This window comes from Gymnodinialimonas sp. JB5-7 (assembly GCF_055693405.1).
The window spans coordinates 2,280,802-2,298,688 of sequence record NZ_JBVFUX010000012.1 but is presented as its reverse complement, the minus strand read 5'-3'; the positions used below and the strand labels follow the sequence as shown (position 1 = coordinate 2,298,688).

Sequence of the window (17,887 nt, the reverse complement as noted above, 5' to 3'; positions counted from 1 at the left end):
AAATGCCCATACCAAACCAGTCAAAGAGGCCCCAATGGCAGATGACCGCCCCCAAAACGCCGCCACCGAAACTCTGAACGGCGTCGCTGTCGAATGGGACGACAGCAAAATGGAAAGCGTCTATGCCAATATTGCGACGGCCACGGCCAATCGTGAGGAGTTCTTCCTTCTGTTCGGCACGCACAAAAACTGGCGCGGTGTGAAGCCCGAAGGCAATCGGGTGGAGGTCGCGTTGAGCCAACGGATGGTCATGAACCCGTTTGCAGCCAAGCGCCTTGCAACGATCCTTGCGCAGTCAATCAAAGCCTATGAAGACCAGTTCGGCACCATTGATATCTGATCCGTCCGCCAAAGGCGTGGCAGGGTGAGCGGCCAGCCCGCCATACCGATGCCGCTTGCCCAGGACGGGTCACCGCTGCCTGTGCCGGATCAAACCGGGCGGATCGCCGCGGACGGTCAGGTCCTGGATGCATCCGGTCCGGTTTCCCCAGTGTGGCCGTCTTGCTGTCGCAGATGCTTGGCGCGCGGCCCGCCGCGCGAAAGCACGGGGACGGCATTGTGTGCGTGGCGCCCATGGCCGACGGCACCGGGTTGTTCGAGATTTTCCAGACTGTGCCAGAGGGCGTCGGCGTCGCGGGCCTATTGTCGCGATTGTCCGAGCGGGCATCCGCCGCGGCCAAGCCGCAAGTCGCGTCCCAAGCGTCACGGGACGCAAGCGCGATCATCGAGGCGGCGCAAGGTGCTGCGAAGATACGCAAGGCCAAGCGTCAGGATTGGTTCGCGACCGAAATTGCCGATCTGGCCGGGGCGCAATTTTGCTGCATTGTTCGGATCGAGGGCGGCAAGGCGCGCCGGTTCTGGTTCGGCGCCTCACCCGAGGCCGTCGCTCGCAAGGATGAGATCAAGCTGGTTCTGGAACGCGCCGTTGCTAGCGCCAAGGCGGACCCAACCGCGCCAAAGCTGATCCGCACCCGGGCGGGTGCCACGGATGCCGCCGACCTCGACGCAGCGCTGATCGCCAAAGCCTTTGAGGCCGCCGTGCTGGCCATTGCCCTGCCGAGTGACGGGGATACGGGCCATGCAGTTGTGCTGGCCGGGCCCAATGCCCCGGATTGGCTGGCCGATGCCCCGGCGCTTGCGAGCCTGCTGGCGCCCTCATCCGCGAAGGGGCGCTTGGCGCGTGGATCGCGGCGCCTGGCCCTGTTGGGTGCAGGGGTTGCCGCTGCCATCTGGATGGCGCTGCCTGCCCCGTTGATCGTGACCGCCACCGGTGAAGCCGTTCCTGCGCAATCCCGCAGCATCGCCCTGCCCTTTGCCGCCTTTGTCGACAGCGTGCACGTGCAGGCCGGGGCGGCTGTTTCTGCCGGTGATTTGATTGCGGAGTTGCTGGAGCCTGATCTGGCGGCGCAACTGTCCGAACAGGAAATCGCGCTGGCCCTTGAACAAATCAACGCCAATGCGGCCCTGGATGCGGGCGACTATGCCGCCTTTCAACTGGCGGAAAGTCGGTCAGAAATCGCGGCACTGCGCATTGCCCAGATCGAGGACCGGCTGGCGATGCTTCGCGTCGCTTCGCCCATAGACGGCACAGTGATCGAGGCGCTTGAGGCGAGCGAACGCGGGCAATTTCTGACCTCCGGCACAACGGTTGCGCGGATCCAGCCGACCCAAGCCTTTGACGTCGTTTTCACGCTTCCTTCGTCTGACGCGCCGATCATTGCGGCGGGCCAGCAGGTTCAGGTTCGCTTTCGCGGTTTGGGCCAGGACCCGTTCCCGGCCGAAATCACCGGGTTCCCCGAACAGCGCATTGATCCGCAAACCAACGAAAGCCTGCTGGTTGTGCGCGCGCGCATCACCGATGGCCCGCAAGACAGGCTTTTGGTCGGACTGACCGGGGCCGCGCGGATCACGGTGGGCGACGCCCCCCGCATCTACGGCTGGACGCGCCCGGCGCTTGAATATCTGAGGTATCTGGGATGGCGATATTTCGGGCTTCAGAGTTAAGCCATCTTCAATTGGGGGCCGCTGCCGACGGGACCGACATGCACTATCAGGTGCATGATCGACGCTCGGGCCGCATCTTTCGCGTCGACAGCGATATAGCCCGCGCCCTTCACAGCGTGCAGACGACAGGCCGCCCCGCCAGTGAAGAGCTCGCCAAGCGGCTTTACGGGTTCATGTCAGGCAACCGCCGGATGCTTGAGGTCGAGAATGCGCGGTCCAAGCCGTTCAACCCGCTCTTTGCGATGGTGCCCCTGATTGACCTGTCGCGGTGGCAACCCCGCTTGATGGGGGCCGCGCGGGGTCTTGTGGGGCCGCAGTTCTGGATCGCTTTTACGGCCCTTCTGTGCATTGCTGTTGGGGTCGCATCGGCAAGCAATTGGGCCATCTTGGGCGAGTTCGGGCAGATCTTTTCCATCGCCGCGCTGGCCAGTTTCGCGCTGGTCGCCCCGATCCTGAAGCTGCTGCACGAGATGGGCCATTTGTTGGTGGCAACACGCTACGGCGTTCCAGTGCGCAAGGGCGGGCTGATGTTCATCGGGCTTTACCCGATGCCGTTTGTCGATTGCTCGATGGCGGATCTCTCAGCCAATCGGCGGCAACGCATCAACATCTCGCTTGCGGGGCTGTTTGTGGACCTCACGGTCGCGCTTGTGGCGCTGATCGCCTGGCACTTCGCGCCGGGCGGGTTCGGCAAGACGCTGCTGGCCAATATCTTCTTCTTCTCCAGTCTCAATTCGGTCCTGTTCAACGGCAACCCGTTGATCAAGCTGGACGGCTATTATGCGCTGTCCGATGCCTTGGGTCAGCGCAACCTCGCAACACGGGCGCAGGCGCGGTTCAAGAAAACGACGCGCTGGATCACGCATCTGGGCGCAGACGGCGCCCTGCCAAAGGGGCGGGGCGAAGGCGCGCTGGCGGGGTTCGGGTTTCTGTCGATGCTCTACCGCATCAACATCCTTCTCACCATCGCGTGGATCATGCTGCCCCGGTTCTTCGGCCTTGGCATCGTGTTGGTGCTATGGGCAGGATACGCCATGTTCGTCTCACCCCTCTTATCGGATGCAGCGCCCGACACGGCGCGGACAGCAAGAAAAGGCGGGATAAGGCGCCTGGTGTTCTGGGCCGGTTTGGGCGGTGCGTTGGCCGTGGCATTGCTGCTGATCCGGGTGCCGTTCGTCGTTGTCATGCCGCTGCAACTTGACCGCGCGGGCAGCTACGATGTGCGCTTTGTCGATACCAGCGGTGGCGGCGCGATCCTGACGGACCTCGCCGCGGACGGCCCGATTGAAGGCGGCGATCTGATTTTCGCGGTCGAAAACCTCCTGTTCGCGCAGGATCAGGTATTGCTGGAGGCGGAACAGCGCCTTCTCACAACCGCGCGCGACGCGGCCCTTGGCGTCACTCCCGAAGAGGTTCTTGCCGCAGAAGAACGGTTGCGATTGGTTGAGGCCCGTCTGGAGGATTTTGAGCGGCGGGCAGCGGAGCAGGTTCAATCCGCGCCACAGGCGGGACTTTTCGTTGCGGCGGACGGCCTCGCCCTTGGAGCCGGACTTCAGGAAGGGCAGACAGTTGGGGCGTTCTTCCCGAGCGTTGGTCCGTCTGTGGTCCAGGGCCGGTTCCCCGAGCGGTACGTGGACCTCTTTGAGAGCGAGACGGTCGACATCTCACTGCGCGTCGCGGGGGAGGTCCGACAAGACTTAGGCCTGCGCGACATCACATTGATCCAACAGGTCGCCCAGGATGTGGAAACAGGGCGCCAAACCTACAGCATCCGCGCGACGTTGGCACCGGCACCTGCAGAGCTTGTTGGCACGCCAATCGAGGCGAGGATGCGCATCGGTCGCGCCCGGTTGCTCGACCACCTGCAACTTTGGATGCGCGACCTTCAGGAGCGGTACTGGGACGTCCGTTTGGCGAATTCCGGATGATGGATACGGATGGGTCTATGTGTGAGTTGAGAGAGCCACAGGCGCTCCGCATGCGTTGTTGTGAGAGTACGCATTGCATGTTCTCAGGAAAGACCGCTTGGTGCGGGCGGTGGGACTCGAACCCACACGGCACAGAGGCCCACGGATTTTAAGTCCGATATGTCTACCAATTCCATCACGCCCGCTTCGCCCCAAGCCGTATCCGGGCGCGACGGAAATGACAATCCGGGGAAAGGTCTGCAGGTGCTGCACGTCCCGGATTGGGGTCGGAACGTGCAGCGTCTGGGTACGACAAGCAGAGAAGTCCACAAACAACACTGTGGATGCGCAAAGGGATAAAAGGCCTTGGTTAACGACGGGTTAACGTCGACGTCACTTTTCGATTTTGATCGCTTAGTTGGCTACAGCCCCTCATAAGCGCAGATCGCGTGAACCGGCACGCCCATCTGTTCCAGCCGTTTGCGTCCGCCCAGATCGGGCAGATCGACGACAAAGGCACACCCCAGAACTTCGGCCCCCAGACGCTCGATCAACTTGATCCCGGCCTCTGCCGTGCCGCCTGTGGCCAGAAGGTCGTCGACGATCAAAACCTTGTCGCCGGCCGCCACGGCATCATCGTGGATCTCGACGACCGCCTCCCCATATTCCAGCTGGTAGGCTTGCTCGATCGTCGCCGCCGGCAGCTTGCCCTTCTTGCGGACTGGCACGAACCCTTTAGAGAGCTGATGCGCCACGGCCCCGCCGAGGATGAAACCGCGCGCCTCAAGCCCGGCGACGGCGTCGATATGCTGGCCCACGAATGGCGACAGAAGCTGATCCACCGCCAGCCGAAAGCCGCGCGGGTCCTGGAACAGCGTTGTCACATCGCGGAACAGGATGCCCTCATGCGGGAAGTCGGGGATTGTGCGGATGTAATCGCGCACCTGTTTATCGGCGATCATGGGATCTGGCCTTTCATTCAGAGCCGCGTACCGGAACGCCCGGGCGCGGATAATGACGTCTGAGTGCTGCCGCATCCTGACCACGCAGGCGCGTCATGGAATTGCCGTTCTCAGCAAAGATGGATCTTTCATAGGCGGGTGAGGCGATATCGGTCACAAGGCCAAGCGATTGCACAAGTTCCTCCAGGATCACCGAGGCGATCTCACGCCGGCGGATATCGTGGCTGATCGCGATGGAGGCCGCGACGATGTCTTCACCACGCGAGCGGATGGCGACCCGTCCGATGGCGATGGACGACCCGTCCAGTTCGTCCAGGCCTGTCCCCTCGATGATACCGCCCTGCGGGGCGTCCACCAGGAACACCGGAATATCCATTTCGCCTTCATAGACCCGTTCCAAAAACAGATGGGCACCGGCGCCGTTGATCTCATCAATGGCCGCATCAATGGCGGCATCGACCAGGTCGTATCTGTAGTCGGCAAAGCTCTGCCCCGTCGCCGCGATGCCCACACGCAGGGCCAGGCGGCGGTCTTCCGGCCAGTAGATGAAAGGTTTCGAGCAGTCCCCACCCGGCGGCGCTCCACAGGCAACAAGCCGGTAGAAGGCATCATCGGAGATTATGTCAGGAACGGCGATGAATTCCTGCGCGTGCACGGGGCGTGGACCGATCAGAACGGTCAGCAGAATGAGGGTCACAACACGCCACATGACGCCTGTGATGGCGCGGCCCGCGCTGTGGATCAAGCGCGCGGTTCACAAAGCGTGAAACCTGTTGCGCGCGCGCAAAAGCCTAACCGCCCCACCGCGTGACCTGACCGGTAATCCGGTCCCAATCGCCGCGGCCCAAGACGCGGTCGGGGTTGGTGGGTGGCGGCATCAGAACGTCGTCCAAGCGCGAAAATCCGAAGCGGGCATAAAACGGGGCGTCGCCCACCAGCAGCGTGCGCCGCCAGTGATCAGTTGCGGCGGCAGCCAAGCCTTCCCGGATCAGAAGCGCGCCCAATCCTTCGCCCTGCCGCGTCGGGTGCACGGCAATCGGCCCCAGCAGCAGCGCCTCAAACCGCCCCACGCGCACAGGCCAGAAGCGGATGGCACCTGCCACGATATTCAGATCATCCCGGGCCACGCGGCACAGATTGGCCACCGGAGGCACGCCATCGCGCAAGCGGTATGATGACAGCGCCTCGCGCCCCGGCGCAAAGCAGGTGTCGTAAAGCGCCTCTACCTCGGCGCCATCGTCGGTTGTTTCCTGCTCTATCCGGTACATGCCGGTCCGTGGCCCCAAAACCGCCTCTGGTCAGCGGCGTAGCACGGGGCTAGGTCTTTGCCAAACCAAGAGGAATGCGCCCATGTTCTACCGCCCCGCCGATGGCCACGGCCTGCCGCACAACCCGTTCAATGCCGTCGTCTCCCCCCGCCCGATCGGATGGATTTCGACCCGTGGATCAGATGGCTCGGAAAACCTTGCCCCTTACTCCTTTTTTAATGCAGTCGCCTACGTCCCGCCGCAGGTCATGTTCGCGTCGACGTCGGCCAAAGAAGATCGCGGAGATACCAAGGACAGCGTTGCGAATATTCGCGATACGGGCGTCTTCTGTGTGAACATCGTGGAATATGCGGCGCGCGATGCGATGAACCAGACATCCGGCATGTGGCCCAAGGAAACCGATGAATTCACCGATGCAGGGATCGAACGCGCCGCTTGCGCCGAGATTGCGTGCTCGCGCGTGGCGAACGCGCCCGCCAACCTGGAATGCCGTGTGACGCAAATCCTCAAGCTGGAGGGGGCGGCCAATTTCGCGGTCTTTGGCGAGGTTGTGGGCGTCCATCTGCGCGATGATTGTCTTGTCGATGGCATCTTCGACGTGACGACTTACAGCCCCCTCACCCGGTTGGGCTACAAGGACTATTCGGTGATCCGCGAGAAGTTCTCGCTGGCCCGTCCGGGCGAATAAGGTCTTCGTGCGAAGGGCGGGTTCAATGCCCGCCCAAAATCCCCGTACGCACCGAATAGTCTGTGGCGATCTCGTAATCGGGGTCATCATCGCTATCGACCATCAAGTGACCCGCTTTCGCCAGCAGCTTGTGGCAGTCCCGTGTGAGGTGGCGCAGCATGATGCGCTTGCCGGCCGCCTCGTATTTCAGGGCAATCGCCTCGATCGCCTGCAAGGCTGACTGGTCCGCGACGCGGCTGTTGTTAAAGTCCACGATCACGGTATCGGGGTCGTTCTCCACCTCAAACAGCTCCATGAAGCCGTCGGACGAGCCGAAGAACAGCGGCCCTTGAATCTCATAAACCTTCGCGCCCTTCTCGGTCGCGCTTTCGCGTGTGATGGCGTGGATGCGCGTGGCGTTCTGCCAGCTATAAGCAAGGGCTGACACGATGACACCGACGACCACGGCAGTGGCGAGGTCAGTGGCCACGGTCACAACCGTCACAAGAATGATGACGATCGCGTCGGTGCGCGGGACCTTGAACAGGATCATCAGGCTGTTCCACGCGAACGTGCCGATCACCACCATGAACATCACACCCACCAGGGCTGCGAGCGGGATCTGCTCGATCAATGGGGCGGCGAACAGGATGAACGACAGCAGGAACAAGGCCGCGGCGATGCCCGCAATGCGGGTGCGCGCACCGGATTTCACGTTGATCATCGACTGGCCGATCATGGCGCAGCCCCCCATGCCACCGAAGAAGCCGGTGACCGTGTTGGCCACGCCCTGGGCCACACATTCCTGGCTGGCGCCGCCTTTCTCGCCGGTAATCTCTCCGACGAGATTAAGGGTCAGAAGGCTTTCGATCAGGCCGATGGCAGCGAGGATCAGGGCGTAGGGCAGGATGATCCAGAAGGTCTCCATCGTGAACGGGGCGAGGAAGTCGCCATACAGGCCCGGCACGTCGCCGCCTGAAAAGTTGAAGGGGATGTGGAAGGGCGGGAAGCCGCCCGCGATGTCCGCCATATCCCCCACACGCGGCACGTCGATGTTGAAGATCAACACGATGGCGGCGGTGATCCCGATGCCCGCCAATGGGGCGGGTACAACGCTGGTGAGTTTCGGCAGCAACCAGATGATCGCCATGGTCAAGGCGACAAGGCCCAGCATCCACGCCAGCGACGCGCCCGACAGCCATTCACCGCCCGCCATGCCGTGGCCCGAAACCTCTGCCGTGCCCGGCACCTGGAATTGCGTCAGCTGTGCCAGGAAGATCACGATGGCCAGCCCGTTTACGAAGCCCAACATCACCGGATGCGGGACCAGGCGGATGAATTTGCCCCAACGCATGATGCCGACGAAAATCTGGATAAGTCCCATCAGGATCACGGTCGCGAACAGGTATTCGACACCGTGCAGCGCGACCAGACTGACCATGACAACCGCCAGCGCGCCGGTCGCGCCCGAAATCATGCCGGGCCGCCCACCGATTACCGCCGTGATCAGGCCGACAAGGAAAGCCGCATATAGCCCCACCAGCGGGTGCACACCCGCCACGAAGGCGAACGCAACGGCTTCGGGGACCAGCGCAAGGGCCACCGTGAGGCCCGCAAGGATCTCGATCCGGATGCGGCCCGGCGTCAGTCCGCCCCCGCCCATGTTCGACAAATCAGAAGAGAAGCGGCCAGACGTGACCGCCGCAAGAATGCGGCTCATGGGAAAACCTCAAAGGATTGTTCGCGCTTTTGCGGGCGGCGTGGCACGGCCACCGGCTGTTTGAGCCGCTGCCTATGCCCTCAGCCCCGGAAAGTCACGGTATTCCTGCGCATACCTGTCATGCCGCGTTGCAGCGTGGGCACAGGGGGTGACAAGCCCTGTCCATGGGTAGGTCTTACTGGCCACCTGTTCATGCCTTTCGGGGCGGACCGGTTGTCGGCAGGCACGCGGTCTTGCATCCACATCGCACGCGACAACTGGACTGGGTCTCTCATGACACGATTTTCTCTTAAGGCGGGGTTGCTTGCATGTGGCCTGCTTGCAGCCTGCGCACCGAGCGGCTCTGACGATGGCCTCTCCGGCCCCGACAGGGGTGATGTCCGTACGGCTGAGGGGTCAGCGGTAACCCTATCTTATGTCCGGGCGATTGCCCCGGTCTGCGTGCGGTTTTTCCGGGGCGAGGAGATCGACGCGACCGCCCTGGCCGCTGCTGGCTTGGTTCCCGCCCGGTCGGTGAACCGCAACAATGTCGCCTTCGAGACACCCGACCGCCGCTTGCGCGACCGCTTCAGGTTTGCCTCCGTCCGCACGTCATGTTCGCTGAGCGGTCCAACCACTTTTCTTCGCGATTCCAGTAGCTTGCTGAGCACCGTGTCCGCAGCTCTCGCACCGTTGGGATTCGAACGCCGCTCAGGCGTGCGTCGCGGCCTCAACCCGGACACGACCGTTTTTGTTGCCACAGACATGACCATACGCATCCAATTCAGTGATGGCGGCTATGGCCCCACCATCTCTCTGCGCACCGACTAGGTCCGGATGCCATTGATCCATACGTGGCCGCCCCCTAACGTCGCACAAGACTAGTGGGGGCCTATATGGACAGACATCTCGGCATTATCGGCGGATCGGGCCTTTACCAGATCGACGGGCTGGATGACCCTGATTGGGTCGAAGTCGATAGCCCCTTCGGCGCACCGTCTGACGCCATCCTGACAGGCCGTCTGCATGATCTGCCGGTGGCCTTCCTGCCCCGGCATGGACGCGGGCATGTCCATTCGCCCACCACGGTGCCCTACCGTGCCAACATCGATGCGTTCAAACGCCTTGGCATCACGGATGTGCTCTCCGTCTCGGCCTGTGGTTCGTTCCGCGATCACATGGCGCCGGGCGATTTCGTCATCGTGGATCAGTTCGTCGACCGTACTTTCGCGCGCGAAAAGAGCTTCTTCGGCACCGGGTGCGTGGCCCATGTCTCGGTCGCCCATCCCACCTGCCCCCACCTGTCGGCAGCCGCCTTTGAGGCCGCCCAAGCCGCTGGCGTCACGGCCCATAACGGCGGCACCTACCTGGCCATGGAAGGCCCGCAATTTTCTTCGATGGCCGAGAGCCAGCTCTACCGCCAATGGGGCTGCGACGTGATCGGGATGACCAACATGCCGGAGGCAAAACTGGCCCGCGAGGCCGAGCTTTGCTACGCCTCCGTCGCGATGATCACCGATTATGACAGCTGGCACCCTGACCATGGCGCCGTCGACATCACGCAGATCATCGACACGCTCCAGGGCAACGCCGCCTCCGCGCGCACGATGGTCGCGGGGATCGCGAAGGCGCTCGGGGCCCAGAAAACGCTCTGCCCCGCAGGCTGCGACCGCGCGTTGGAGCATGCCATCATGACACCCCCGAATACCGCGACGCGGCCTTGGTCGCCAAACTCGACGCCGTGGCGGGGCGGGTCCTCTGAAACGGGTCCTGATCCTTGGTGCAGATGGCTTCATCGGCCGTCACATTGCCTTTCACCTGCGGTCCGAAGGGTGGGACGTGCTGGCCTCTGCCCGCCGGACGACGCGGCTCGCGCATATGGGCTTTGCAACCCTGAAAGCTGATCTTGCGGATCCCGCGACCCACGATCCGGCCTTCTGGGCGGACGCGGAGGGCCGGCAAATCGTGAATGCCGCGGGCCTGCTGACCGCGTCCGACGCGCGGTTCGAGGCGGTCCATGTCAAAGCCCCGGCTGCCGTCTACGCCCGCGCAAGCGGTGGTGTCCTGATCTCTGCCGTCGGGATCGAGGCTGACACAGCCTTTGCCCGCTGGCGGCGCGAAGGCGAAGGTGTGGCGCATGACGCAGGCATTACCGTTTTGCGCCCCGGCCTTGTCATGGCCGACACGTCTTACGGCGGCACGTCCCTGATCCGGGGACTGGCGGCGATGCCGCTGATCTCGCCCACCGTTGGCGACGGCGGCCAAGTCTTCAACCCGATCCATGCCGCCGATCTGGCCCGCGTCGTGGCCGAATGCCTCGACGCACCCAAACCCGGCCAGCCCTGGGACGTTGGAGGCCCCACCCGCATCACCCAAGCCGGCCTGATCGCCGATCTGCGCGGCTGGCTTGGGCTTCCGCCCGCTCGACCTTTGCCGATCCCGGAACGTGCCGCCATGGCGCTGGGTCGCATCGGCGACGCGCTCAAAATGGCGCCCATCTCGCACACGGCCGTCGCCCAGATCACCCACGGGATCGAGACCAATGAGGCCCCGCTGACCGAACAGCTTCGCACCAAATCGCGCGGCGTCGACCAATTCCTAGCCGCGCGCCCGGCGGGCAGCCAGGATCTGTGGCATGCGCGACTTTTCCTGATCCGCCCTGCCCTGCGGCTGACGCTCGCCTTCCTATGGCTTGCCTCGGGCCTGCTCGGCCTGTTCCTGCCCTCGGCCAGCTTCCTGCCCATCACCGCCCATACCGGTCTGCCCGACGCGCTCTGGATCGCCATGGCGCGCCTTGGTGGCCTCGCTGACCTCGCGCTGGCCGCGGCCCTCTTCCGCAACTGGCGCCCGCGTCTGACGGGATGGCTGCAACTGGGCCTTGTCGGCAGCTACACCCTTGCCTTCACCGCCATCGCGCCTGCGCTTTGGCTGTTGCCGCTTGGCGGGTTGCTCAAGAACATCCCCGTTCTGATGCTGATCGTCCTTTGGATGGTGCTGGAGGATGAGCGCTGATGGATCCGTACCTCGCCCTCAAATGGCTCCATATCCTGTCTTCAGCACGGTCCTGTTTGGCACCGGCATCGGGACCGCCTTCCAGATGGTCTTCGCGATGCACCGGGGCGATGCGGCCCATATCCATGGGGTCGCGCGAGGCGTCGTGCTGGCCGATTGGCTCTTCACCACGCCCGCCGGCATTGCTCAGCCCGTCACGGGCCTCGCACTGGTCTGGATGGCGGGCTACGGCTGGACGGAGCCTTGGCTGGTGCTGACCTACGCGCTCTACACCCTTGCCTTTATCTGTTGGGCGCCGGTTGTCCATTTGCAGATCCGCATCCGCGATCTGACCGCCGAGGCCACAGGCCCCACCCCGCCCGAGGCGCGCCGCCTCTACCGCATCTGGTTCGCCCTGGGCTGGCCCGCATTCCTTGCTCTTACTCTCATCTACTGGTTGATGGTGACAAAGCCGCCGCTTTGGGGCTGACTGCCCTGAACGAAAGGAATCCCCGATGGCATTTGAAACCTGGCTCGCCTTTGTTGCTGCCTCCACCCTGCTGGTGCTGATCCCCGGCCCAACAGTTCTGCTGGTGCTCAGCTATGCCATCAGCCAGGGCCGCCGTGTGGCCGTATCGACCGCCGCCGGCGTGGCTGTGGGTGACCTGGTTGCCATGACGGCGTCGCTCGCGGGCCTTGGCGCGCTGGTTCTGGCCTCGGCCACGCTTTTCACCGCACTCAAATGGGTTGGCGCGATTTATCTGGTCTATCTCGGCGTCAAAATGATCCTCGGCGCGCGCTCCGCCGCCTTCGCGCTGCCGGAGGCTGAGGCCATCTCGGCCCGGCGCACCTTCGGCCATGCCGCCGCTGTCACGGCGCTGAACCCGAAGAGCATCGCGTTCTTCATCGCCTTTGTGCCGCAATTCATCGCGCCAGAGGCGCCCCTGCTTCCGCAATTCGCCATCCTGATTGGCACATTTGTGGCCATCGCGACATTGAACGCACTGGCCTATGCGCTCTTGGCTGGTTCGCTCCGCAATCGCCTGTCACGTCCGGGTGTGATCGCCTGGCTGACCCGGGCGGGTGGCGGCACGCTCATCGCGATGGGGGTGCTGACCGCAACCCTGCGCCGAAGCACCTGAAAGGTTAAGAGATGGTTAAAGTCACTCGGGATATGACGTAATTTCAGAAGCTTAACCTATGGTTGCACGCGTGCAACCGCACGCGCTCTCATCCCTGCCGCTTCAGCCAATCCATGATCGCGCCCCGGACCGATTGCGCACCTGATCCCCGCGCCTCGGTGATCACAGCCCGCGCCTCACGCAGGTCGACCCGCCGCAAGAGCGATTTCACCGGCCCGATGGAGGCCGGTCGCATCGACAGGCTTCGGAGCCCCATCGCAGCGAAACAGACTGCATCCACCGGCCTGCCCGCATCCTCACCACAAAAGCTCAGCGCCGTATCCGTGTCGCTGCACCGATGCACGATCTGTTCAAGGAACGTCAGGAACGACACGTTCAGCGTGTCATAGCGGCGCCGCACCCGCTCATTCTCGCGGTCAGCGGCAAAGAAGAACTGTTTCAGGTCATTGCCGCCGATGGAGATGAAATCAGCCATCTCGAAGAATTGCCGCGGTGCGAACGCAAGGCTCGGCGTCTCAAGCATCGCGCCCACTTCGAGGCTCTCGGGCAAGGTGTGACCCAGTTTTCCTTCCCGGTCGATCTCTCGCATCAGAGTGATCGCGGGCCTGCGTAAATTCATCAAACTGCGCAATGAACGGGAACATCACCGACAGGGGCCGCCCGTTTGCGGCCCGGATCAAGGCCTGCAACTGCATCCGCATGACGCCCGGCTTGTCGAGGCCCACGCGGATCGCCCGCCAGCCCAGTGCCGGGTTCGGCTCATCCTGCGGCTTCATATAGGGCAGCACCTTGTCCGACCCGATATCGAGGGTGCGAAACACCACCCGTTTGCCCCCTGCCGCATCCATCACACGCGCATAGAGGCTCGCCAACTCGCCGCGTCGCGGCACCCGTGCGCGGGTCAGAAATTGCAGTTCGGTTCGGAACAGTCCCACCCCTTCTGCGCCCGACGTCGGCAGAGAGGGTAGATCGGCCATGAGCCCCGCATTCATTTGGAGGCTGACAACCGTTCCACATTTGCTTTGCGCAGGCTTATCACGGATGGAGGCATAGCGTTCCTGCGCCTCGGCCTGCATCGCCAGCTTGTCACGGAATGCACTGGCGACTGTATCCTCGGGGCGCAAATGCACGATGCCCTGATCGCCATCGACCAGCACTGGATCGCCATTCAGGGCCTCCGTCGAGATCCGCTTGGCGTGGATTACCAGCGGGATCGCCAAAGCCCGCGCGACAATCGCCGCGTGCGATCCGACAGAGCCTTCCTCAAGCACCACACCCTTCAGGCTACGCCCGTAGTCCAGCAAGCTCCGCCGGGCCGATATTTCGGGCGACAAGCACCGGGTCCGCAGGGAGTTCGGCTCCGGTGTCCTTGCCCTGACCGGTCAGCAGCCGCAGAAGGCGGTTCGACAGATCATCAAGGTCGTGCAGACGATCCCGCAGGTAGGCATCTGGCACGGTTTCCATTCGCGCGCGGGCACTCGATTGCTCTTTCTCGACGGCCGCTTCCGCGCTCAGGCCAAGGGCGATGTCTTCTTCCATCCGCCGCAACCAACCGCGGGATCGAGCGAACATGCGGTAGGATTCCATCACCTCGCGCTGCTCGGCATCCCCGGTCGGCGCGCGGGTCAGCATCTGGTCGATGTCCGTACGCAACTGATCCACAGCCTCAACCAGCCGCGTCCGTTCTGCATCGGGGTCATCGGCCACGGGCTTGGAGACGACAACGCGAGGTTCGTGCAGCCAGACATGACCCATGGCCGCGCCCTCTTGCGCGCAGGAGCCTTTGAACATGACCTGACTGGTGTGGCGGGCAGATAGCGCAGCCCCTTCCCCGACAAACGCACCTAGTTCGGTCATCTCGGCCAAAACCATGGCCACGACTTCCAATGCGTAGACTTCGTCTTCCGAAAAGACGCGCGCATCCCGGGATTGCACGACAAGCACCCCTAGGCGTTCACCTAAGCGTTGGATGGGTACGCCGAGGAACGAGGAAAACCGCTCCTCCCCGGTCTCGGGCATATAGCGGAAACCGCGTTCGACGGGGGCATTCGGTGTATTGATTGGGCGCGCCTTGCGCGCAACGCGGCCCACAAGACCCTCGCCCAGACGCATGCGCGTCACGTGAACGGCCTCTGCGGCCAGACCCTCTGTGGCGCACAACTCAAGCGTTTCGGCATCGCGCAGAAGGTAGATCGAGCAGACTTCGGTTCCCATCGAGTCTGCAATCAGATGCGTGATCCGGTCCAGACGCTCTTGTCCCGCATCAGCTTCGGCCATGACAGCCTGCAGACGCGAAAGCAGCTTTCGGCTTTCTGTCTCGGGTGTTTTCGTCATCTGTCCCGCACCTCGGCCACGGTTCTCGCGCCGTTACCCCGGTGTAGCGCGCGTGCGGGCGCACACGCAACCGCGCCCTGCACGCACGTTTGCGATAACATGCCTATGCTGTGATCTTGGAAGTGGGGTTCAGTCCAGATCTTCAGCGGCGAGCGCAAGTCGGATTTCGCGCCGCACCATTTTGCGCACATTGCGCGTGATGCGTTGGCCCAAAACGCCCTGCAATTCCTCGCGCACCACTTCGACGATGATTTCGCGAAGCGTTTCCTCGTCGAGGACACCTTCATCCGCGTCGGGGAATGTGAAGGGCGATGGCTCTTCGCCAAGATCTTCGGCCTCGATGGCCTCCGTTGCCGCGGGCTCTGCTTCATCAACCTGCGGGGTCTGGCGGGCGAAGATCGGTGCGCTGGCGGGCTCGTGTGAGCTGTCTTCGATCTCGTCGCTTGTATCCAGAAGTTCGCCCTCATCCGCCTCGTCGGGTTCGACAATCTCGGCTTCCAAAGCCTCGACCTCCGGTTCAGGCGTCTCTTCGTCCTGAGGTTCAGGCTCGGGGGCGTCATCAGGCACCATGGCGGAGATCTCGGCATCATCAGCACCAGTGCCGCCATCAAGGTCGGGATCGTCAGCTTGCGCCTCATCGGCCTCGCTGTCTGGGGTGCCATGATCCCGCCGAGCCACAAGGGTCAGCAAAGCGGCTTCTGCCCCTTCGTTCGGCCAGTTTTCATCACCTGTCTCGGATTCGAAATCAGCAAGCTCCGGCGTCGATCCGTCCAGTCTGATCAGATCCGCGATGTCTTCCACATTGGTCTCACCTTCTTCGTCCATCACGCCTTCATCTACGTCGCTGGACATGTCCGGTTCTGCGCGATCCACATCAGTTGGGGCGTCCCCTCCTGGGATAAATCCGCTGCATCATCGGCACCAACGGTATCGTATTGCGCGAGACGGTCATCGGGCTGCCAATCGCCATCTGCCGCCTGCGATTCTGAACCGTCACCAGCCGTATCGTCTTGTGCCAGGACATCAAGGATCAGACTTTCGGTTACATCATCGTCATCGGCGTCCGTGTCGGATTCAGCCACCGTCAGCCAAGGATCGTCCGGTTCCGTGACCCGGAACGATGGGGTCAGGACAAGCCGGTCGTCGGACGCAGGGACGGGCGCAGGTTCATCCGGGACCGCGATTTCATCAGTCTCGGCGCGCTGCATGGACCCGTCTGGCCCCGGTGTATGGTCGGAGACAAGCCTGCGAATGGATGCCAATACATCTTCAATTTCTTCCGGCGTTTTCGCGGGATCGGACATCTCTGCTCTCCTTCGACGCGGGCTGGTTTGGTCACCAAACATCACGCCACTAGCAGCCCTTTTGCGGGCCGTTCTGAACCTCAACTTGGGCGCAAGATACCCAGAATGGGCTTTTCACACAACAATTCCTGCGCATTGGCTGCACAGGAATTACCTAAAATGCAGATGTTGTGCCTCGCCCGAAGGAAGGCGGCCAATGCTGCGGTCAATCGCGGCCGATCCGCTCCAGCATCGAGTCCAATTGCTCCCCCTGGGGGCTGTTGACCCGCGACGGCGCGTTCGAAAACAGATCGGCATAGGCCGCCGGATCGTATTCGGGGACGTTCAGTTGCAAATTCTCAACCGTCATCAAACCGGCCGCGGCAAGCAGCTGGTAGCAGGATAGGTAAAGGTCCGTTTGCGCCTGAATGCGGCTGATCCGGGCGTCCAGAACATCCTGTTCAGCATCCAGCACGTCCAAGGTCGTGCGCGCGCCGAGTGAGGCTTCTTCCTGAACACCGCGGAAGGCAAGTTCAGCCGCTTCAATCCGTTGATCTGCCGCCTGGATCTGGGCATTGGCGATTTCCATGCCGGCCCAGGCATTGCCCACGGCCTGCAAGTTCAAGCGCACCTGCTGATTCAAACTGGACCGAACCGCAGCCGCTTGTGCGCGCGACTGCCGTTCCAGCGACAAAAGCTGCCCGCCCCGATAGATCGGCTGCGTCAGGGTCAGGCCAATCGTGCCCGACGAGTTCCAGTTGTCCGCGCCTGGGATTTGAACGGGATCCGTGAAGCTTTCGCTCAACCGCCCCTCAAGGCTGATCTGCGGGCGCACACCGGCCCGGGCCTGTTCGATGCCCAGCTCTGCCGCCGTCACCTCATGCTGAAGCGCACGGACGGAAGGATGCTCCTGCCGGGCCAAAGCCTGTGCCGCAGCCTCGGTGCGCGGCACGTTGGGCAGGCTTCCCGGGCCGGAGAGCCCGTTCGGGTAGCGACCCACGGCGAGGTTGAACAATTCACGGCTGATATCGAGCGCCCCTTGCGCGGCGGCCAGTTGCGAACGGGCCGTGGCCAGCCTGCGCTTCGGCTTGCGCCACATCGGTGCGCGTATCTTCACCCACCTCGAACCGATCCTGTGCTGCGCGAAGCTGCTGCGTGATCACGCGCACATTGCGCTCGCGCACGCCGACGATCTGCATATCGCGCCAAACGTTCATATAGGCCGTTACCGCATCCAGTAGCACCTGCTGTTCGAGGGAGACCAACTGCTCGCGTGTGGCCAGAACAGTCTCCTCAGCCGCCTCAATCGCGAAGCGACGCGCGCCGCCATCATAAAGCAGGTACTCCAGCACCAGCGAGGCCGACGCATTGGACGTGTTGTTGATAATGTCGCGGTTCATCGTTGCGACGAACGTCAAAACTGGGCGCAATTGCGCGACGGCCTGGGCGACGCCTTCGTCCTGAACCCGCAAAAGATACCGGTTTTGCTCCAGCAGGTTAGAGTGGCGATAGGCGTCTGCCATGACCTGACGGAGGCCATCGGCCTGAACTGGCATCGCAACCGCAAATGACAGGCCCAACGCCCATATTGCGGCTTTGCTCCGCACGATCCATTGAACTGCCATCTGAT

The 17,887-nt window shown here is 63.0% G+C and carries 16 protein-coding genes, 1 tRNA gene and 2 pseudogenes; 9 read left to right on the top strand and 10 right to left on the bottom strand.

Going from position 1 to position 17,887, the window contains the following annotated elements:
* Positions 1 to 34: 34 nt before the first annotated feature.
* From ACZ1HK_RS20390 to ACZ1HK_RS20380, 3 genes are all read left to right on the top strand, one after another.
* Complete coding sequence (locus tag ACZ1HK_RS20390) at positions 35 to 340, top strand: DUF3467 domain-containing protein (protein WP_472630227.1); 306 nt, start codon at positions 35 to 37, stop codon at positions 338 to 340.
* A gap of 161 nt (positions 341 to 501) precedes the next feature.
* Positions 502 to 2,004: an efflux RND transporter periplasmic adaptor subunit gene (locus ACZ1HK_RS20385; RefSeq protein ID WP_472630226.1), complete on the top strand. Its 1,503-nt coding sequence runs from the start codon at positions 502 to 504 to the stop codon at positions 2,002 to 2,004.
* Positions 1,977 to 3,932, top strand: coding sequence for a site-2 protease family protein (locus tag ACZ1HK_RS20380; protein WP_472630225.1), 1,956 nt, complete (start codon positions 1,977 to 1,979; stop codon positions 3,930 to 3,932). Before ACZ1HK_RS20385 ends, ACZ1HK_RS20380 begins: the two co-directional genes overlap by 28 nt.
* A gap of 98 nt (positions 3,933 to 4,030) precedes the next feature.
* Here the strand turns inward: ACZ1HK_RS20380 and ACZ1HK_RS20375 are convergent.
* The 4 genes from ACZ1HK_RS20375 to ACZ1HK_RS20360 form a co-directional block, all read right to left on the bottom strand.
* Positions 4,031 to 4,117: transfer RNA gene (locus ACZ1HK_RS20375), tRNA-Leu, on the bottom strand.
* Positions 4,118 to 4,333: 216 nt separating this feature from the next.
* Positions 4,334 to 4,870, bottom strand: coding sequence for an adenine phosphoribosyltransferase (locus ACZ1HK_RS20370; RefSeq protein ID WP_472630900.1), 537 nt, complete (start codon positions 4,868 to 4,870; stop codon positions 4,334 to 4,336).
* 16 nt (positions 4,871 to 4,886) lie between these two features.
* A complete protein-coding gene (locus tag ACZ1HK_RS20365) occupies positions 4,887 to 5,618 on the bottom strand; it encodes a DUF2927 domain-containing protein (RefSeq protein WP_472630224.1) in 732 nt (243 codons plus the stop codon).
* A gap of 46 nt (positions 5,619 to 5,664) precedes the next feature.
* Entirely contained in the window at positions 5,665 to 6,141 is a 477-nt protein-coding gene (locus ACZ1HK_RS20360; RefSeq protein WP_472630223.1) for a GNAT family N-acetyltransferase, read from the bottom strand.
* An 82-nt stretch (positions 6,142 to 6,223) separates the two neighbouring features.
* Between ACZ1HK_RS20360 and ACZ1HK_RS20355 the strand changes: the two genes are divergently transcribed.
* Positions 6,224 to 6,829, top strand: a complete 606-nt coding sequence (locus tag ACZ1HK_RS20355) for a flavin reductase family protein (RefSeq protein WP_472630222.1) — start codon at positions 6,224 to 6,226, stop codon at positions 6,827 to 6,829.
* A 22-nt stretch (positions 6,830 to 6,851) separates the two neighbouring features.
* Here ACZ1HK_RS20355 and ACZ1HK_RS20350 read toward each other — a convergent pair whose 3' ends face one another.
* The gene (locus ACZ1HK_RS20350) at positions 6,852 to 8,528 is read right to left on the bottom strand and encodes a SulP family inorganic anion transporter (RefSeq protein ID WP_472630221.1); all 1,677 of its coding nucleotides are present in this window, start codon (positions 8,526 to 8,528) and stop codon (positions 6,852 to 6,854) included.
* 273 nt (positions 8,529 to 8,801) lie between these two features.
* Here ACZ1HK_RS20350 and ACZ1HK_RS20345 point away from each other — a divergent pair, with 273 nt between their 5' ends.
* From ACZ1HK_RS20345 to ACZ1HK_RS20325, 5 genes and pseudogenes are all read left to right on the top strand, one after another.
* On the top strand, positions 8,802 to 9,338 hold the full coding sequence (locus ACZ1HK_RS20345; protein ID WP_472630220.1) for a hypothetical protein: 537 nt from the start codon (positions 8,802 to 8,804) through the stop codon (positions 9,336 to 9,338).
* Between the two features lie 65 nt (positions 9,339 to 9,403).
* Positions 9,404 to 10,269: pseudogene (locus ACZ1HK_RS20340) on the top strand (S-methyl-5'-thioadenosine phosphorylase).
* Positions 10,212 to 11,519, top strand: coding sequence for a DoxX-like family protein (locus ACZ1HK_RS20335; protein WP_472630899.1), 1,308 nt, complete (start codon positions 10,212 to 10,214; stop codon positions 11,517 to 11,519). The pseudogene ACZ1HK_RS20340 and the gene ACZ1HK_RS20335 overlap by 58 nt, the downstream one beginning before the upstream one ends.
* A 22-nt stretch (positions 11,520 to 11,541) precedes the next feature.
* The gene (locus ACZ1HK_RS20330; RefSeq protein ID WP_472630219.1) at positions 11,542 to 11,988 is read left to right on the top strand and encodes a DUF2269 family protein; all 447 of its coding nucleotides are present in this window, start codon (positions 11,542 to 11,544) and stop codon (positions 11,986 to 11,988) included.
* Positions 11,989 to 12,013: 25 nt separating this feature from the next.
* On the top strand, positions 12,014 to 12,640 hold the full coding sequence (locus tag ACZ1HK_RS20325) for a LysE family translocator (RefSeq protein ID WP_472630218.1): 627 nt from the start codon (positions 12,014 to 12,016) through the stop codon (positions 12,638 to 12,640).
* 88 nt (positions 12,641 to 12,728) lie between these two features.
* Here the strand turns inward: ACZ1HK_RS20325 and ptsP are convergent.
* The 5 genes and pseudogenes from ptsP to ACZ1HK_RS20300 all read right to left on the bottom strand — a co-directional run bounded on the left by ptsP (position 12,729) and on the right by ACZ1HK_RS20300 (position 17,882).
* Positions 12,729 to 14,974, bottom strand: a pseudogene (gene ptsP / locus ACZ1HK_RS20320) (phosphoenolpyruvate--protein phosphotransferase).
* Positions 14,975 to 15,103: 129 nt separating this feature from the next.
* Positions 15,104 to 15,826, bottom strand: a complete 723-nt coding sequence (locus tag ACZ1HK_RS20315) for a hypothetical protein (RefSeq protein WP_472630217.1) — start codon at positions 15,824 to 15,826, stop codon at positions 15,104 to 15,106.
* Positions 15,811 to 16,278: a hypothetical protein gene (locus tag ACZ1HK_RS20310; protein ID WP_472630216.1), complete on the bottom strand. Its 468-nt coding sequence runs from the start codon at positions 16,276 to 16,278 to the stop codon at positions 15,811 to 15,813. Before ACZ1HK_RS20310 ends, ACZ1HK_RS20315 begins: the two co-directional genes overlap by 16 nt.
* Before the next feature lie 205 nt (positions 16,279 to 16,483).
* Positions 16,484 to 17,356: a TolC family protein gene (locus ACZ1HK_RS20305; protein ID WP_472630215.1), complete on the bottom strand. Its 873-nt coding sequence runs from the start codon at positions 17,354 to 17,356 to the stop codon at positions 16,484 to 16,486.
* Positions 17,274 to 17,882: a TolC family protein gene (locus tag ACZ1HK_RS20300; RefSeq protein ID WP_472630214.1), complete on the bottom strand. Its 609-nt coding sequence runs from the start codon at positions 17,880 to 17,882 to the stop codon at positions 17,274 to 17,276. The genes ACZ1HK_RS20305 and ACZ1HK_RS20300 overlap by 83 nt, the downstream gene beginning before the upstream one ends.
* Positions 17,883 to 17,887: the final 5 nt, after the last annotated feature.

Excerpts from the sequence above, each read along its gene's own strand:
- ACZ1HK_RS20380 (WP_472630225.1), top strand. The coding sequence starts at position 1,977 with ATGGCGATATTTCGGGCTTCAGAGTTAAGCCATCTTCAATTGGGGGCC.
- ACZ1HK_RS20360 (WP_472630223.1), bottom strand. The coding sequence starts at position 6,141 with ATGTACCGGATAGAGCAGGAAACAACCGACGATGGCGCCGAGGTAGAG.
- ACZ1HK_RS20345 (WP_472630220.1), top strand. The coding sequence starts at position 8,802 with ATGACACGATTTTCTCTTAAGGCGGGGTTGCTTGCATGTGGCCTGCTT.
- ACZ1HK_RS20330 (WP_472630219.1), top strand. The coding sequence starts at position 11,542 with ATGGCTCCATATCCTGTCTTCAGCACGGTCCTGTTTGGCACCGGCATC.
- ACZ1HK_RS20390 (WP_472630227.1), top strand. The coding sequence starts at position 35 with ATGGCAGATGACCGCCCCCAAAACGCCGCCACCGAAACTCTGAACGGC.
- ACZ1HK_RS20350 (WP_472630221.1), bottom strand. The coding sequence starts at position 8,528 with ATGAGCCGCATTCTTGCGGCGGTCACGTCTGGCCGCTTCTCTTCTGAT.
- ACZ1HK_RS20315 (WP_472630217.1), bottom strand. The coding sequence starts at position 15,826 with ATGTCCAGCGACGTAGATGAAGGCGTGATGGACGAAGAAGGTGAGACC.
- ACZ1HK_RS20305 (WP_472630215.1), bottom strand. The coding sequence starts at position 17,356 with ATGTGGCGCAAGCCGAAGCGCAGGCTGGCCACGGCCCGTTCGCAACTG.
- ACZ1HK_RS20310 (WP_472630216.1), bottom strand. The coding sequence starts at position 16,278 with ATGTCCGATCCCGCGAAAACGCCGGAAGAAATTGAAGATGTATTGGCA.
- ACZ1HK_RS20300 (WP_472630214.1), bottom strand. The coding sequence starts at position 17,882 with ATGGCAGTTCAATGGATCGTGCGGAGCAAAGCCGCAATATGGGCGTTG.
- ACZ1HK_RS20325 (WP_472630218.1), top strand. The coding sequence starts at position 12,014 with ATGGCATTTGAAACCTGGCTCGCCTTTGTTGCTGCCTCCACCCTGCTG.
- ACZ1HK_RS20355 (WP_472630222.1), top strand. The coding sequence starts at position 6,224 with ATGTTCTACCGCCCCGCCGATGGCCACGGCCTGCCGCACAACCCGTTC.